The following is a 15,526-nucleotide window of genomic DNA, read 5'->3' as shown; positions in this document are numbered from 1 at the left end:
GGAATTCCCATTTGTGGATTGCACGCGCGCCATGTTGCACAGGTGTAGTGACAGTGGCTAGCGACATAATGTTTCGGGCTTTTGCGTAGGACTGATTCAGAATAGTCTGTAGGACTTATTACAGATATTGGCCCGCGCTTGTTAAAAACAAGGGCGGGCCACTCACCTTCATGTAGGCAAATGTTTCAAATGGCTTCGAGCTTCGCGTAACCCATCATCAGCCACTTGCTGCCTTCGGCGAAGTTCACCTGCACCCGCGCCTGGGCACCCGCGCCTTCGAAGTTGAGGATCACGCCTTCGCCGAACACCGAATGCCTGACCTGCTGGCCAAGGCTGAACTGGGTTTCCGGAATTTCGGAGCCGGCGAACAGGCTGCTGGCGCTTTGCTGCTGGCCTCCGCCGAACGGGCGGCTGACGCTGTTGGAGAGGCGCACTTCCTGAATCAGACCCTTCGGCACCTCACGTACGAAGCGTGACACCTTGTTGTAGGTCTCGCTGCCATACAGGCGTCGGGTTTCAGCGTAGGTCATCACCAGGTTCTGCATGGCGCGGGTGATGCCGACGTAGGCCAGGCGACGCTCTTCCTCAAGACGGCCGGGCTCTTCCAGGCTCATCTTGTGGGGGAACAGGCCTTCTTCCATGCCGACCAGGAACACATACGGGAATTCCAGGCCCTTGGCGCTGTGCAAGGTCATCAGCTGGATGCTGTCTTCATGCTCATCGGCCTGGGTGTCGCCGGCTTCCAGCGACGCATGCCCGAGGAATGCGGCGAGCGGGGTCAGCTCCTCGTCTTCCTCGGTGTTTTCGAACGCACGCGCGGCGCTCACCAGTTCCTCAAGGTTTTCTACCCGGGCCTGGCCTTTCTCGCCTTTTTCCGCTTCGTGGTAGGCGATCAGGCCGGACTGTTCGATCACGGTCTGAGTCATCAGGTGCAGCGGCATTTCCGCGCATTTGGCCGACAGGTTCTCGATCAGCTCGACGAACACGCCCAGTGCGCCCGCCGCGCGGCCGGTCAGGCCTTTATTGGCGATCAGCAAGCGCATGGCTTCCCACATCGACACATCTGCATGGCGAGCGTGCTCGCGAATCGCCTCGACGGTTTTCTCGCCGATGCCCCGCGCCGGGATATTGATGACGCGCTCCAGCGCCGCATCGTTGCCACGGCCTTCCAGCAAACGCAGGTAGGCCATGGCGTTCTTGATTTCGGCGCGCTCGAAGAAGCGCTGGCCGCCATAGATGCGGTACGGGATGCGCTCGCGCAGCAAGGCTTCTTCCAATACCCGCGATTGGGCGTTGGAACGGTAAAGAATCGCGATGTCGCTGCGCGCCAGCCCAGTTTTCAGCGCGCTTTCGATGGTTTCCACCACATAGCGCGCTTCATCGTGCTCGTTGAACGCGGCGTAGAGGTTGATCGCTTCGCCTTCGCCGCCGTCGGTCCACAGCTCCTTGCCCAGCCGCCCGGTATTGTTGGCGATCAGGGCGTTGGCGGCCTTGAGAATCCCGGCGGTGGAGCGGTAGTTCTGCTCCAGGCGGATAGTGACCGCGTCCGGGAAGTCTTCGGAGTACTGGTAGATGTTTTCGATTTTCGCGCCACGCCAGCCGTAGATCGACTGGTCGTCGTCGCCCACCACCATCAGGCTGTCGCCGCCTTTGGCCAGCAGGCGCAACCAGGCGTACTGCACGGCGTTGGTGTCCTGGAACTCGTCCACCAGAATGTGTCGGAAGCGTTTCTGGTAATGGGCCAGCAAGCCTGGGTTGTCGCGCCACAGGTCGAGGGCGCGCAGCAGCAGCTCGGAGAAGTCGATGACCCCGGCGCGCGCGCAGGCGGCCTCGTAGGCTTCATAAATGCTGCGCATGGTGGCCAGGAACAAGTCGCCGCTGGCCTGGATATGTTGCGGGCGCAGGCCTTCGTCTTTCTGGCCGTTGATAAACCATTGCGCCTGGCGCGCCGGCCAACGCTGTTCGTCGAGGCCCAGTTCGCGAATCACCCGTTTGACCAAGCGTTGCTGGTCATCGCTGTCGAGGATCTGGAAGGTCTGGGCCAGGCCCGCTTCCTGCCAGTGCGCGCGCAACAGGCGGTGCGCCAGGCCGTGGAAGGTGCCTACCCACATGCCGGCCGGGCTGATGCCCATCAACTGCTCGATGCGGTGGCGCATCTCGGCAGCGGCCTTGTTGGTGAAGGTCACCGACAGGATGGAATGCGGGGACGCGTTCTCGACCTGGATCAACCAGGCGATACGGTGCACCAGCACTCGGGTTTTACCGGAGCCAGCACCGGCCAGGACCAACTGACGGCCAACGGGGGCTGCTACGGCCTGGCGTTGGGCATCGTTGAGGGAGTTAAGCAAAAGAGAGAGATCATCGCGCATCGGCGCATTCTATGGCCCACGGGGAAGTGGGGCAAATACCAATGCCGGGTGGTCGACGGAAAACAATCAGGGTGATGACCGGTTGGTCAATGGCCACAGCCCGCGCAGCGCCTCGCTCAAGCCGTCTGGCCCCGAAGTTTGCGGCGCATGACCGTGCCGTTTTTATGACGTAGAGCAGTTTGGCCCAAGCGTTTGCTTGTGTATGCTCCGTCGACGTTTCGGGCTCACCATTATAAGAACACTGCCTATGACCCTCAGCACCGACCTGTTTGGCCCCTCGGCGGCGCCTGCGCAGGTTCTTCGCAAACACTACGCCACGGAGATGGCGGTCGAGCGCACACGCCTGCTGTATCAGGGCTCGCTGCTGCCGACCCTGTTGATGTTGGTCAATGGCCTGGTCTGCGCCTGGCTGCTCTGGAACCCCAAGCAATACCTGTTGGACAGCATCTGGCTGGTCTGGCTGCTGGCCCTGGTGGCCATGCGCGTGATCCAGGTGGCGGCGTTTGATTCAGCCATGCCCAGCCGCCAGGCCCAGCCGGTATGGCGGCGCATGTTCATGCTCGGTTCGGCGGTCAGCGGCCTGACCCTGGCCACCGCCGCCATCGCGCTGGTGCCGGCGGACAGCTTTATGCAGCAGGCCTGGGTGTTCGGCCTGATCGGTGCCGCGACGCTGTCGGCCAGCGTGGCCTATGCCGTGAGCCTGCCGGCGTTTTTGTCATTCGCCTTGCCGTGCCTGGTGCCGGCGATCATCTACCTGTTCTGGAGCGGCGACCCGCGGCAGCGCGGTTGGGGTGTACTGGGCCTGATCCTGCTGGCGTCCTTGAGCCTGGTGGCGTGGCAGGTCAATCGCCTGATCCAGCGCGGGCTGCTGCGACGCTTTCAGAACCAGGCGCTGATCGAGCACCTGCAACAGGCGCAGCAGCGCAGCGAACAACTCAATCAGGACTTGGTGCGCGAAGTCGAACAGCGCCGCCAGGTCGAGCAGGAGCTGCGTGACGCGCAAATCGGCCTGCAGGACCGCGTGGCGCAACGTAGCCAGGAGCTGGACGCCGCCAGCCTGGCCCTGAATAAAAGCGAAGCGCGCCTGGCCATGGCCCTGCAAGCCAGTGAACTTGGCCTGTGGGACTGGAACCTGCAAACCGACGAAGTCCACCACACCCAGCTCAAGGAATTGTTCGGTCTGGAGCCGGAGTACGTCACGGCGATGCTCGGCCATCTCAAGCCGCGCCTGCATCCCGAAGACCTGCCGCTGCTCAAGCGCGCCCTGGTGGAACACCTTAAGGGCCGCAGCGAGGACTACCAGGTGGAATACCGCGTGCGCCACGGCGATGGGCACTGGGTATGGATCGAAGACCGTGGCCGTGCCGTGGAGCGCACGGCCAGCGGGCGGGTCACGCGCATGCTTGGCACGCGCCGCGATATCAGCGCCGGCAAGGCCCTGGAGGAGCAACAGCGCTTGGCGTCGACCGTGTTCGAGGCGGCCAGCGAAGGGATCGTGATTCTTGACCCAGACTACAAGCTGGTCGCCGTCAACCAGGCATTCAGTCGTGTGACCGGTTTTGAAACCGACGACATGATCGGTCGCAATGTCGTGGAGCTGCCCAGCAGCCGCGATGCCCGCCGCCACTTCCCGGTGATCCGCCAGGCGCTGCTCAGCCACGGCACCTGGCAGGGCGAGCTGGTGGAAACGCGCAAGAACGGCGAGCTGTACCCGCAGTGGCTGCAATTGAACGTGGTGCGCGATGTCCGGGGGAAAGTCAGCCATATCGTGGGCTTCTTCGCCGATCTCTCGGCCAGGCGTGAGTCCGAAGAGCGCATGCGCTACCTCACCCACTATGACGAATTGACCGGCCTGGCCAACCGCTCGCTGTTCCGCGAACGGCTGCGCGAGGCTCATCAGCGCGTGCGTCAGGGCGGGCGCAGCCTGGCGCTGCTGCATATCAACCTGGACCGCTTCAAACTGCTCAATGACAGTTTGGGCCATGAAGTCGCCGACCAATTGCTGCAGAAAATGGCGCGCCGCCTGATCAACGCCTTGCCCGAGGCCGACACCATCGCACGCCTGTCCGGGGACGAGTTCGCCGTGTTGTTCGACGCTTATGGCAACCTGTCGAGCCTGGCGCGAGTCGCCACACGACTGCTGGCCAAGCTGCGCGTGCCGGTGACGGTGGACGGGCATGAGCTGGTAGTGAGTGCTTCGATGGGTGTCAGCCTGTTGCCGGACAATGCGCGTGAAATTTCCGCGCTGGTCAGCCAATCGAACATGGCGATGCAGCACGCCAAGCATCTGGGCGGTAATAATTTCCAGTTCTACACCGACAGCCTGCAAGCCAGCACCCTGGAGCGCTTACAGCTGGAAAACCACCTGCGCAAGGCCATCGAGGAGCGCCAGCTCACGGTGTTCTACCAACCGAAACTGTGCCTGGCCACCGGTAAGCTGAATGCTGCCGAAGCGTTGATCCGCTGGGAGCATCCGCAGTGGGGCATGGTGCCGCCGGGGGACTTTATCGGCCTGGCCGAAGAAACCGGCCTGATCGTGCCACTGGGTGAATTCGTGCTGCGCGAGGCCTGCTGGCAAGCCTGTGAATGGCAGCGTCAGGGTCTGGCGCCGATCCGCGTGTCGGTGAACCTGTCGGTGCATCAGTTGCGCCAGGGCAAGGTGGTCAGCCTGGTGCGCCAGGTGCTTGAAGAAACCGGGCTGGACCCGCAATACCTCGAGCTGGAGCTGACCGAAAGCCAGTTGCTCGACAGCGTTGAACACATCATCGCGACCTTCCAGCAACTGCGCGACCTGGGCGTGAAGTTGGCCATTGATGATTTCGGCACCGGTTATTCGTCCCTCAGCTACCTCAAGCGCATCCCGGTGGACTACGTGAAGATCGACCAGAGCTTTATCCGTGGGCTTGGCCAGGGGCGTGAGGACGCGGCCATCACCCGGGCAATCATTGCGATGGCCCACGGGTTGGCGCTCAAAGTGGTGGCCGAAGGTGTGGAAGATCAACAGCAGCTGGATTTTCTGCGCGGGGAGCGTTGTGACGAAGTGCAGGGCTATTTGATCAGCCGGCCGATGCAGGCCGAAGGGTTGGCAGATTTGTTACGGAAAAATGCAGATTTTCCTGAGTGACGCCAAGGCCGCCCCTGTGGCTACAACTTGGCCGCCCTTAGATTCAAAGGGGAGCAGGGCGATTTAGTGATGCTTCGGACGGGCAAAACGACAATTCTTGTAGTATAACTACAAGCTTGCTACATCCTTGGCCCTGCCCATAACAAGAGTCCTGCCCTTTGAACCTGTTGCAACATATCGCCCAGTCGCGCCACCTGTTACGCAAATCGGAACTCAAGGTTGCCGATCACGTGCTGCTTGACCCTGCGGCTGTGATGCACAGTTCCATGGCTGACCTGGCCCACAGCGTGGGCATCAGCGAGCCGACCATCGTGCGCTTCTGCCGCGCCATCGGTTGCTCCGGGTTCCAGGACTTGAAACTCAAGCTGGCCCAAAGTTTGGCCGCCGGTGCCAGCTTCGGGCAATTTGCGATTCACGAAGACGATTCCGTCGCCGACTACAGCCTGAAAATCTTCGACACCACCCTGCACACCCTGATGGAAGTGCGCGAGAAGCTTGACCCGGTGGAGTTGCAAAAGGCCGTGACCGCTATGTCCCAGGCCCAGCGTGTCGAGTTCTACGGTTTTGGTGCTTCGGGCGCAGTGGCCGCTGACGCCCAACACAAATTCTTCCGCCTGCTGCTCACCGCCGCCGCCTACAGTGACCCGCATATGCAGGCGATGTCGGCGGTGACCTTGAAGCCTACCGACGTCGCCATCTGTATTTCCCAGTCAGGCCGCTCCAAAGACCTGCTGATCACCGCCAACCTGGTGCGTGAAAGCGGTGCGACCCTGATCACCCTGTGCCCGAGCCAGACGCCGTTGGCGGAACTGTCTACGGTCAACCTGGCAATCGACGTGCATGAAGACACTGAGATTTATACGCCGCTGACCTCACGTATCGCCCACTTGGTGGTGATTGATGTGTTGGCAATGGGCGTGGCCATGGCGCGTGGGCCGAGCCTGGTCAACCACCTCAAGAGTGTTAAGCGCAGCTTGCGTAGCCTTCGCCTGTCGCCTAAGTCGGTCAAAGCCCTCGACGATTGATTCAAAGTCACACTCGGTCAAATGTGGGAGCTGGCTTGCCTGCTCCCACAGTGGATTTGCGTCAGCTTTAGAAGATTCATCGTCCTGTAACCCCCGCGCCGCTAAACCGTCATCCCCTGCGCCCATCCTGTACTCCCCGCACTCGCATTGGGAGACTCCAAATGGCCCGGCCCTACGAAGACAGCAACAGCACCGTAAAGACCCGTCGTCAGCAGGAAGACCAACGCCGCATGGCGTTCCGTCGCGCAATCGAAGACCGTTGCGAGGAGCGCCAATTGCTCCAGAGCATCAGTGACTACCCGGAACTCCACTGGCAGGCACCCGCGGCTGCCCAGCGAAGCGCTCAGCCAGTGCGCTGATCTGCACCCGTTCGCTGCGGATAAAGCCCAGGAACGCATGGGCCACCGGTGACAGGCGCTTGGCTTTGGCTTGCACCAGGCACCAACTGCGGTACAGCGGCAGCTCTTCCACCGGCAGCTCCTTGAGCCCGCCGGTGGCCAGTTCCATGTTGACCGCGTGGCGCGTCAGCAAGGCCACGCCCAATCCCGCGCATACACATTCGCGCTGCGCCTCGGCCGAGGCTACCTCCACCGTCTGGGTGAAGTGCACGCGTTTCTCCTTGAAGTACTCTTCGCAAGCCATCCGCGTGCCGGAACCCGGTTCACGCAGCAGCAGCGTGTAAGGTTCCAGATCTTGCAGGCGCAATGGGCCTTGCAGGCTCAATGGATGGTCGAGGGGCGCCACGGCGACAATCGGGTTGTTGAGGAAGGGCAGGAATTCCAGGCCCATGTCCTGGGGCACCATGGACATGATCACCAGATCGTCGCGGTTGTCCGACAGCCGGCGGATCACCTGGGCACGGTTGACCACCGTCAGGTGCAACTGCACCTCAGGGTGCTGGCGCTTAAAGGCAGCAAACAAATGCGGCACAAAGTATTTGGCGCTGGATTCCACGGCCAGCTTCAGTTGGCCCTGCAGCGAGCCCTGCATGTCCGACAGCTGCATATCGAGGTTCTCCAGCCGTCCGAAGATATCGCGACTGGCCCGTTGCAGCGCTTCAGCGGCCTCGGTCATGTAGAGTTTTTTGCCGACATAATCGAACAGCGGCTGGCCGATCAGCTCCTCAAGCTGACGAATTTGTAGGCTCACGGCGGGCTGTGTGAGGGACATTTCCTCGGCGGCGCGGCTGTAAGAGCGCAAATCACACACTTCATGAAAGATCTGCAGCTGACGCAATGTCAGTCGCATCAATGACTTACGCATGTTTCGCTCTCCTCATCCCAAGCCGGCGGCACAACTATAAGTCTTTACTTATGCGTGACCCAATAATTATTGATTTTTGTTAATCCCTCCACGGGCTTAGTGTGTGTCTCGCGACTGTCATGAAACATTTGGTCACGCGCCGACCCAGCTTCAGTGGGTCGAAGAACGCAGCAATCGGCTCAAGGGAATTTCCAAGTGATAAAAAAGATCCTGATCGCCAACCGTGGTGAAATTGCCGTACGAATCGTGCGTGCCTGCGCCGAGATGGGCATTCGCTCGGTCGCGGTCTACTCCGACGCCGACCGCCATGCGTTGCACGTCAAGCGTGCCGACGAAGCCCACAGCATTGGTGCCGAGCCACTGGCCGGTTACCTGAACCCGCGCAAGCTGGTGAACCTGGCGGTGGAAACCGGTTGTGATGCGCTGCATCCCGGCTATGGCTTCCTATCGGAGAACGCCGAACTGGCGGATATCTGTGCCGAACGCGGGATCAAATTCATCGGCCCGTCCGCTGAAGTGATCCGCCGCATGGGCGACAAGACCGAAGCGCGCCGCAGCATGATCAAGGCTGGCGTACCGGTCACGCCCGGCACCGAAGGCAACGTCGCCGACATCGCCGAAGCCCTGACTGAAGGCGACCGTATTGGTTACCCGGTGATGCTCAAGGCCACCTCCGGTGGTGGCGGTCGTGGTATCCGTCGTTGCAACAGCCGCGAAGAACTTGAACAGGCCTTCCCCCGTGTCATCTCCGAAGCCACCAAGGCGTTCGGCTCGGCGGAAGTGTTCCTGGAAAAATGCATCGTCAATCCCAAGCACATCGAAGCGCAGATCCTCGGTGACAGCTTTGGCAACGTGGTGCACCTGTTCGAGCGCGATTGCTCGATCCAGCGTCGCAACCAGAAGCTCATCGAAATCGCCCCAAGCCCTCAGTTGACCCCGGAACAGCGCGCCTACATCGGCGACCTGTCGGTGCGCGCGGCCAAGGCCGTGGGTTACGAGAACGCCGGCACCGTGGAGTTCCTGCTCGCCGAGGGCGAGGTGTACTTCATGGAGATGAACACCCGGGTGCAGGTGGAACACACCATCACCGAAGAAATCACCGGGATCGACATCGTCCGCGAACAAATCCGTATCGCCTCGGGCCTGCCGCTGTCGGTGAAACAGGAAGACATCCAGCACCGGGGTTTCGCGTTGCAGTTCCGCATCAACGCCGAAGACCCGAAGAACAACTTCCTCCCAAGCTTCGGCAAGATCACCCGTTACTACGCCCCCGGCGGTCCTGGCGTGCGCACCGACACGGCGATCTACACCGGCTACACCATCCCACCGTTCTACGACTCCATGTGCCTGAAACTGGTGGTGTGGGCGTTGACCTGGGAAGAAGCCATGGACCGCGGCCTGCGTGCCCTGGACGACATGCGCCTGCAAGGCGTGAAGACCACCGCCGCCTACTACCAGGAAATCCTGCGCAACCCGGAATTCCGCAGCGGCCAGTTCAATACCAGCTTCGTTGAAGCCCACCCTGAACTGACCAACTACTCGATCAAGCGCAAACCCGAAGAGCTGGCCCTGGCCATCGCTGCCGCCATCGCCGCCCACGCAGGCCTGTGAGGAATATAAGAATGAGCAAGAAAATCTTTGTCACCGACACCATCCTGCGCGACGCCCACCAATCGTTGCTGGCGACCCGCATGCGCACCGATGACATGCTGCCGATCTGCGACAAGCTCGACAAAGTCGGCTACTGGTCCCTGGAAGTCTGGGGCGGCGCGACCTTCGACGCTTGCGTACGTTTCCTCAAAGAAGACCCGTGGGAGCGCCTGCGCAAACTGCGTGCCGCGTTGCCCAACACACGCCTGCAAATGCTGCTGCGTGGCCAGAACCTACTGGGCTATCGCCATTACAGCGATGACGTTGTAAGAGCGTTCGTGGCCAAGGCCGCCGTAAATGGCATCGACGTGTTCCGTATTTTCGACGCCATGAACGACGTGCGTAACCTGCGCGTGGCCATCGAAGCGGTGAAGGCCGCCGGCAAACATGCCCAGGGCACTATCGCCTACACCACCAGCCCGGTGCACACTGTCGAAGCGTTTGTGGCCCAGGCCAAACAGCTCGAATCCATGGGCTGCGACTCGATTGCGATCAAGGACATGGCCGGCCTGTTGACCCCGTACGCCACCGGCGAACTGGTCAAGGCGCTGAAAGCCGAACAGAACCTGCCGATCTTTATCCACTCCCACGACACGGCTGGTTTGGCCGCGATGTGCCAACTCAAGGCCATCGAGAACGGTGCCGACCACATCGACACCGCCATTTCCAGCTTTGCCTGGGGCACCAGCCATCCGGGCACTGAGTCGATGGTCGCCGCCCTTAAAGGCAGTGAGTTCGACACCGGCTTGAGCCTGGAACTGCTGCAAGAGATCGGCCTGTACTTCTACGCCGTGCGCAAGAAATACCACCAGTTCGAAAGCGAATTCACCGCCGTCGACACCCGTGTGCAAGTCAACCAAGTGCCAGGCGGTATGATTTCCAACCTGGCCAACCAGTTGAAAGAGCAGGGCGCCCTCAACCGCATGAGCGAAGTGCTGGCCGAAATCCCGCGTGTGCGTGAAGACCTTGGCTTCCCGCCGCTGGTGACCCCGACTTCGCAGATCGTCGGCACCCAGGCGTTCTTCAACGTGTTGGCCGGCGAGCGCTACAAGACCATCACCAACGAAGTGAAGCTCTACCTGCAAGGCGGCTACGGCAAGGCGCCGGGCACCGTGAATGAGAAACTGCGCCGCCAGGCCATCGGCAGCGAAGAGGTGATCGACGTACGCCCGGCCGATTTGCTCAAGCCGGAAATGACCAAGCTGCGTGGCGAAATCGGCGCGCTGGCCAAGTCCGAAGAAGACGTGCTGACCTACGCCATGTTCCCGGACATCGGCCGCAAGTTCCTCGAAGAGCGCGACGCCGGCACCCTGGCGCCGGAAGTACTGTTGCCGATTCCTGAAGCGGGCGGCGTGGCCCGTGCCGGTGGCGAAGGCGTACCGACCGAGTTCGTCATCGACGTGCACGGCGAGAGCTACCGCGTCGACATCACCGGTGTCGGCGTGAAGGCCGAAGGCAAGCGCCACTTCTACCTGTCCATCGACGGCATGCCCGAAGAAGTGGTGTTCGAACCGCTCAACGAGTTTGTCAGCGGAGGCAGCAGCAAGCGCAAGCAGGCCACCGAGCCAGGCCATGTCAGCACCGCGATGCCGGGCAATATCGTCGACGTGCTGGTCAAGGAAGGCGACGTGGTCAAGGCCGGCCAGGCTGTACTGATTACCGAAGCCATGAAGATGGAAACCGAAGTGCAGGCAGCGATTGCCGGCAAGGTGACCGCCGTTCATGTCGCCAAGGGCGACCGGGTCAACCCTGGCGAAATCCTGATTGAAATCGAAGGCTGACACAGCCTTCGACACGACCGTTTAATCCTCGGGGGGGGCAGGTGCTCCCCTTTTTTTTCGCCTGTAGTTTGCTTAGAAACGTATCCGCCACTGGCCTATCAAGCCTTGGCTGCTGCTTTGAGTGCCGTTTTCCGCGCTGTAGGCCAGGCCGACGGTGTGGTTGGCTGAGAGTGCCAGATCGAGCCCAGCCTGCAGGTTCAGGCTGTTGCGGTCGAGGGACGTGCCCTGAAGGGTGAAACCGTCAATGCCGTCGTGGCGAAAGGACTGGCGCACCTGGCTGTCGACGTCGCCATAGAGGTGTTTCCAGTGCGTACTCAGATGGGGTGTGAGGGTCATCTGGTTGTCGAACCGGAACAGTTTGGCCAGGCGCAGACCAAAGGTGCTGCTCAGGTTCTGTTGGGTTTGCGCATCGACGTTCAGCGCGGCCGGACCGCCGTGTTCCTTGAAACTGTCACGGCTGTAGCGCTGGTAGCCAAGGCCAGCAAACGGCTCGATGCTGATGTCGCCACTGCCCAGTTGGTAGCCCATTTCGCCGAAGACATTCTGGCTGTTGGCGGTGTAGCTGCCCTTGAGCGTGTCCTTGTAACCCAGGATATCCACGCCACGTTTGTTCTGCCCCGCATGGCTGCTGTAGATCGCCCCCAAGCGTAACGCCAACGGGCCGTCCTGGCGCACGGCGTAACCGCCCAGATGCCAGCTGTCCAGGTCTGCGTTAAAGCGCTGCGTATCGAAATGGCTGCTGGACTTTGCCCCTAGCACACCGACGCGCCACGCAGGGTCGACCGACCAATCTGCGCCCATTAAAACGCCTTGGTTGGCCGTATTCAGACCGGCAGTACCGCGCTGGCTGTCGAGACTGCCTTCGCTGCCAAGGTTTTTTACCCAGAAGTGGCCGTCAGAGTCGGTGGGCAATTCGCGCAGGGTCGAGAGCACTCGGCTGCTGAGTTGCTGGGTGGTGTTCTGGGTTGCTGCCGCCAGGTTCGCGTTTTGACTGCCGGCCAGTTGCTCAAGCGCCGCGCCGAACGCACCGGGTTTCTGCGCGAGTTCGGCGTTGAGTTTTTCCAGGGCCTTGATTTGCTCGGAGCTCAGCTCGCCGGACTCCAGCAGGCGAGTCAGTGCAGGCTCGAGCACCTTCGCCACCTGCCGGCCATTGTGGGTGGTCGCTTGTCCAGTTAGATAGCCGTCGATGGGCGCCGCTTCAACTTCGGGAAGGCCGAACGACTCAAAAGCCGGTGCGTCGTAGGGTTGATACCAGTACGGCATGTATTCGATATCGCCGCGCGCCTGTGCATGCTGAAGGTTGGCCGTAGCGATAAGGCTGAAGGCAAGTACGATTCTGCGGAGTGTAGTGGGCATGAATTCCCAACCTCTTGGTGAATGAGGCGGGGAATTTAGCGACGTGAAGGAGGGATAACTGTCAGGCCACGGAGTCGCGGTGCGCGGGAGTTGTCGCTATCGGTCGGCGATAAGAGACGTCTGCATTTTATTGCGTAATCACGCTCCTAAAAGCACACCAATATGCATGTTAATGCAGCTTTTGGAGCTTAACTACGGCGCACATACCCCTTGCCATAATGCCGTTCCATCCGCGCCTGGATCAGCTCCAGGCCCAGCGACAGCACCCAGTAAATAATCGCCGCCGTGGTCAGCATCTCGATATAGCGATAGCTCGAGCGGCCATAGGACTGCGCCAGGAACATGACCTCCCACACGCCCATCACCGAGATCAGGGACGAGTCCTTGAGCATCGAGATGAACTGGTTGGTGGTCGGCGGAATGATGGTGCGCATGGCCTGGGGCAGGGTGACGTGCCAGAAGATCACGCTGTCACGCATGCCCAGGGCGAGTGCCGCTTCACGCTGACCGTGGGCGACACCGAGGATGCCGGCGCGGAAGATTTCGCTCAAGTAAGCGCCGTAGTTCAGCGACAACGCGATGATCCCGGCGACGATGGCGCCCGGCACCAGGCCCAGTTGCGGCAGGCCGAGGTAGATCAGCAGGATCTGGATCAGCAGCGGCGTGCCGCGAAAGAACGATGCATAAAAACTGGCGATGCCAAAGGCCACGGCGCTTTTCGACAAGCGTCCCAGTGCGGTGACAAACCCCAGCACCGACGATATCCCGATCGAGCACAGGCACAAGAACAGCGTCAGCGCCGCGCCTTGCAGGAAGCCGTTGGGCGCCAGGTGCACGCCCACCAGGTTGGGCAGCTTGTCGAGGATGATCGAGAACTTCAGGTCAAAGCTCAGGAAGAAACTGGCGAACAGGCAGAACAGCGCGGCCCAGGTCAGGTAAAGCCGCGTGCGAAAGCCGAAGAGCCGCTGCAGCCGCGACTCCTTGAGCTTGGGAGGTGTGGGAAACGCAGTCATTGGCTGATGTCGGCGCCGATCCATTTTTGCGACAGCTTGCTCAGGGTGCCGTCCTGTTTCAACTGGGCAAAGACTTCACGCACCTTGGCGTCCCATTCAGCGTCGCCTTTTTCGATGGCGACCGAGTTGGGCTCGGAGTACAGCGGCTCGCCGGCCAGCTTGAAGCGCTTGTCCTCGGTCAGGCGCGGTTGAGCGGTGACCAGGTTGGTGAGGATTGCATCCAGGCGCACGCCGGCGCCCAGGCCGAGGTCTTGGAAGGCTACGTTGTCGGTGTCGTAGGGCGCGATCTGTACGTTGTCGAATGGATACTGCAACTGTGTGTCTTCGGCGCCTTCAATCACCAGGTTTTTGTTCAGGTAGCTTTCATAGCTGGAGGCGCTGGTCAGGCCGACTTTCTTGCCGCTCAGGTCCTTGGCGCTGTGGATGCGATCATCCTTGGCGTTGACCACGATCACCGCCGGCGAGGCGTAGTACTCCACCGGGAAGTCGAACACTTCGGCGCGGGCCTTGCTCGGGGTCATGGAGCAGATGCAGATGTCGTAGCGGCCACTCCAGCGGCCGGCCGCGATCACGTCCCAGGAGGGCGTCTCCAGGCGCAGCTTCACACCGAGTTTTTGCGCCACGGCCTTGGCCACGTCGACGTCGAAGCCATCGAGTTGGTTTTGCTCATTCAGGAACGAGAACGGCGGGTAGCTTTCCATCAGCACGCCCACCAGTTCTTTTTTCTTCTCAATACGGTCCAGCGTGGCACCGCCAAAGGCTTGCGTTGAAGCGGCCAGCATCGTCAGGCCCAAGGCCAGCAGCGGTTTCAATTTCATGGATCGGTACCTGAATGAAAAAAGAGTTGTTATGAAACGGATTGGACGTATTAAATAGTTATAAGAACGACTCTCATAGTGAGTTATTTTCATAAGCTTATGAGTAAAAAGCATATGGCCACAGCAACAGTAATTCTTGATGGCGGCATGGGCCGTGAACTGCAACGCCGTGGCGCGCCGTTCCGGCAGCCGGAGTGGTCAGCGTTGGCCTTGAGCGAAGCGCCCCAAGCGGTGGAGGCGGTGCATGCGGCGTACATTCAGAGTGGTGCCAACGTGATCACCAGCAACAGCTACGCGGTGGTGCCGTTCCATATCGGCGAGGCGCGGTTTGCCGAGGAGGGCGAAGCCCTGGCGGCGCTTGCCGGTGAGCTGGCAAGGCGAGCCGTAGACGCATCCGGCAAGGCCGTGCGCGTGGCAGGTTCGCTGCCGCCGCTGTTTGGTTCGTATCGCCCCGACCTGTTCGAGCCCCAGCGCGTATCCGAATTGCTGACACCGTTGGTGCGAGGTCTCGCGCCTTTTGTTGACGTGTGGCTGGCGGAAACCCAGAGCTCGATCGTTGAAGCCCGTGCGATCCACGCCGGTTTACCCGAGGACGGCAAACCGTTCTGGCTGTCGTTTACCCTCAAGGACGAAGACACCGACGACGTACCGCGCCTGCGCTCCGGCGAACCGGTGGCGGATGCGGCCGAAGCCGCGGCGCAGTTGGGTGTGCAAGTGCTGTTGTTCAACTGCAGCCAGCCGGAAGTGATCGGTGATGCCATTGACGCAGCGCGCCAGACGTTCGAGCGCCTGGGCGTGCAGATTGAGGTGGGCGCCTACGCCAATGCCTTCCCGCCGCAGCCCAAGGAAGCTACGGCCAACGATGGTCTTGACCCATTGCGTGAGGACCTGGACCCGCCGGGTTACCTGCATTGGGCAGCGGACTGGCAGGCTCGCGGTGCCAGCCATTTGGGCGGATGCTGCGGGATCGGGCCTGAGCACATTGCGGTGTTGGCCCAGAAGCTGGGGTAGTTAAGACAACACAGATCAAAAGTGTGGGAGCTGGCTTGCCTGCGATAGCCATAGGTATCTACATATCTTTAGTCATACCCTGGCGTAGCAGCTGTCGAGCCCCGGCGAGGCTGCGT

The 15,526-nt window shown here is 61.1% G+C and carries 11 protein-coding genes; 6 read left to right on the top strand and 5 right to left on the bottom strand.

Going from position 1 to position 15,526, the window contains the following annotated elements; all coding sequences use genetic code 11:
* Positions 1 to 185: 185 nt before the first annotated feature.
* Positions 186 to 2,369, bottom strand: a complete 2,184-nt coding sequence (gene uvrD / locus BFP95_RS11950) for a DNA helicase II (RefSeq protein ID WP_065875538.1) — start codon at positions 2,367 to 2,369, stop codon at positions 186 to 188.
* A 247-nt stretch (positions 2,370 to 2,616) separates the two neighbouring features.
* On the opposite strand from uvrD, the gene BFP95_RS11945 reads away from it, so the two are divergent.
* The 3 genes from BFP95_RS11945 to BFP95_RS30030 all read left to right on the top strand — a co-directional run bounded on the left by BFP95_RS11945 (position 2,617) and on the right by BFP95_RS30030 (position 6,877).
* A complete protein-coding gene (locus BFP95_RS11945; RefSeq protein WP_065880316.1) occupies positions 2,617 to 5,493 on the top strand; it encodes an EAL domain-containing protein in 2,877 nt (958 codons plus the stop codon).
* Between the two features lie 158 nt (positions 5,494 to 5,651).
* A complete protein-coding gene (gene hexR / locus BFP95_RS11940; RefSeq protein WP_010168370.1) occupies positions 5,652 to 6,518 on the top strand; it encodes a transcriptional regulator HexR in 867 nt (288 codons plus the stop codon).
* A 161-nt stretch (positions 6,519 to 6,679) separates the two neighbouring features.
* On the top strand, positions 6,680 to 6,877 hold the full coding sequence (locus BFP95_RS30030; protein ID WP_083224219.1) for a PA3496 family putative envelope integrity protein: 198 nt from the start codon (positions 6,680 to 6,682) through the stop codon (positions 6,875 to 6,877).
* On the opposite strand, the gene BFP95_RS11935 is transcribed toward BFP95_RS30030, so the two are convergent.
* Complete coding sequence (locus tag BFP95_RS11935; RefSeq protein ID WP_065875535.1) at positions 6,807 to 7,781, bottom strand: LysR family transcriptional regulator; 975 nt, start codon at positions 7,779 to 7,781, stop codon at positions 6,807 to 6,809. The two genes, BFP95_RS30030 and BFP95_RS11935, sit on opposite strands and share 71 nt — an antisense overlap.
* A 195-nt stretch (positions 7,782 to 7,976) precedes the next feature.
* Between BFP95_RS11935 and BFP95_RS11930 the strand changes: the two genes are divergently transcribed.
* Both BFP95_RS11930 and oadA read left to right on the top strand, forming a co-directional pair.
* Positions 7,977 to 9,392: an acetyl-CoA carboxylase biotin carboxylase subunit gene (locus BFP95_RS11930; protein ID WP_049710865.1), complete on the top strand. Its 1,416-nt coding sequence runs from the start codon at positions 7,977 to 7,979 to the stop codon at positions 9,390 to 9,392.
* An 11-nt stretch (positions 9,393 to 9,403) separates the two neighbouring features.
* Positions 9,404 to 11,212, top strand: coding sequence for a sodium-extruding oxaloacetate decarboxylase subunit alpha (gene oadA / locus BFP95_RS11925; RefSeq protein ID WP_065875534.1), 1,809 nt, complete (start codon positions 9,404 to 9,406; stop codon positions 11,210 to 11,212).
* A gap of 72 nt (positions 11,213 to 11,284) precedes the next feature.
* Here oadA and BFP95_RS11920 read toward each other — a convergent pair whose 3' ends face one another.
* From BFP95_RS11920 to BFP95_RS11910, 3 genes are all read right to left on the bottom strand, one after another.
* Positions 11,285 to 12,568 carry an autotransporter outer membrane beta-barrel domain-containing protein gene (locus tag BFP95_RS11920; RefSeq protein WP_065910131.1) on the bottom strand — a complete coding sequence of 428 codons (1,284 nt, stop codon included), beginning with the start codon at positions 12,566 to 12,568 and terminating at the stop codon, positions 11,285 to 11,287.
* A 188-nt stretch (positions 12,569 to 12,756) separates the two neighbouring features.
* Positions 12,757 to 13,581, bottom strand: coding sequence for an amino acid ABC transporter permease (locus BFP95_RS11915; RefSeq protein ID WP_065875532.1), 825 nt, complete (start codon positions 13,579 to 13,581; stop codon positions 12,757 to 12,759).
* Positions 13,578 to 14,399: an ABC transporter substrate-binding protein gene (locus BFP95_RS11910; RefSeq protein ID WP_065880313.1), complete on the bottom strand. Its 822-nt coding sequence runs from the start codon at positions 14,397 to 14,399 to the stop codon at positions 13,578 to 13,580. Before BFP95_RS11910 ends, BFP95_RS11915 begins: the two co-directional genes overlap by 4 nt.
* A gap of 114 nt (positions 14,400 to 14,513) precedes the next feature.
* Between BFP95_RS11910 and BFP95_RS11905 the strand changes: the two genes are divergently transcribed.
* Positions 14,514 to 15,410 (top strand): homocysteine S-methyltransferase family protein, encoded by an 897-nt coding sequence (locus tag BFP95_RS11905; protein ID WP_065880312.1) that lies wholly within the window; start codon positions 14,514 to 14,516, stop codon positions 15,408 to 15,410.
* Positions 15,411 to 15,526 lie beyond the last annotated feature (116 nt).

The organism is Pseudomonas sp. 58 R 12, assembly GCF_900005865.1.
In the GTDB taxonomy this organism is placed as follows: domain Bacteria; phylum Pseudomonadota; class Gammaproteobacteria; order Pseudomonadales; family Pseudomonadaceae; genus Aquipseudomonas; species Aquipseudomonas tritici.
This window is presented reverse-complemented; position numbering and strand designations above follow the sequence as displayed.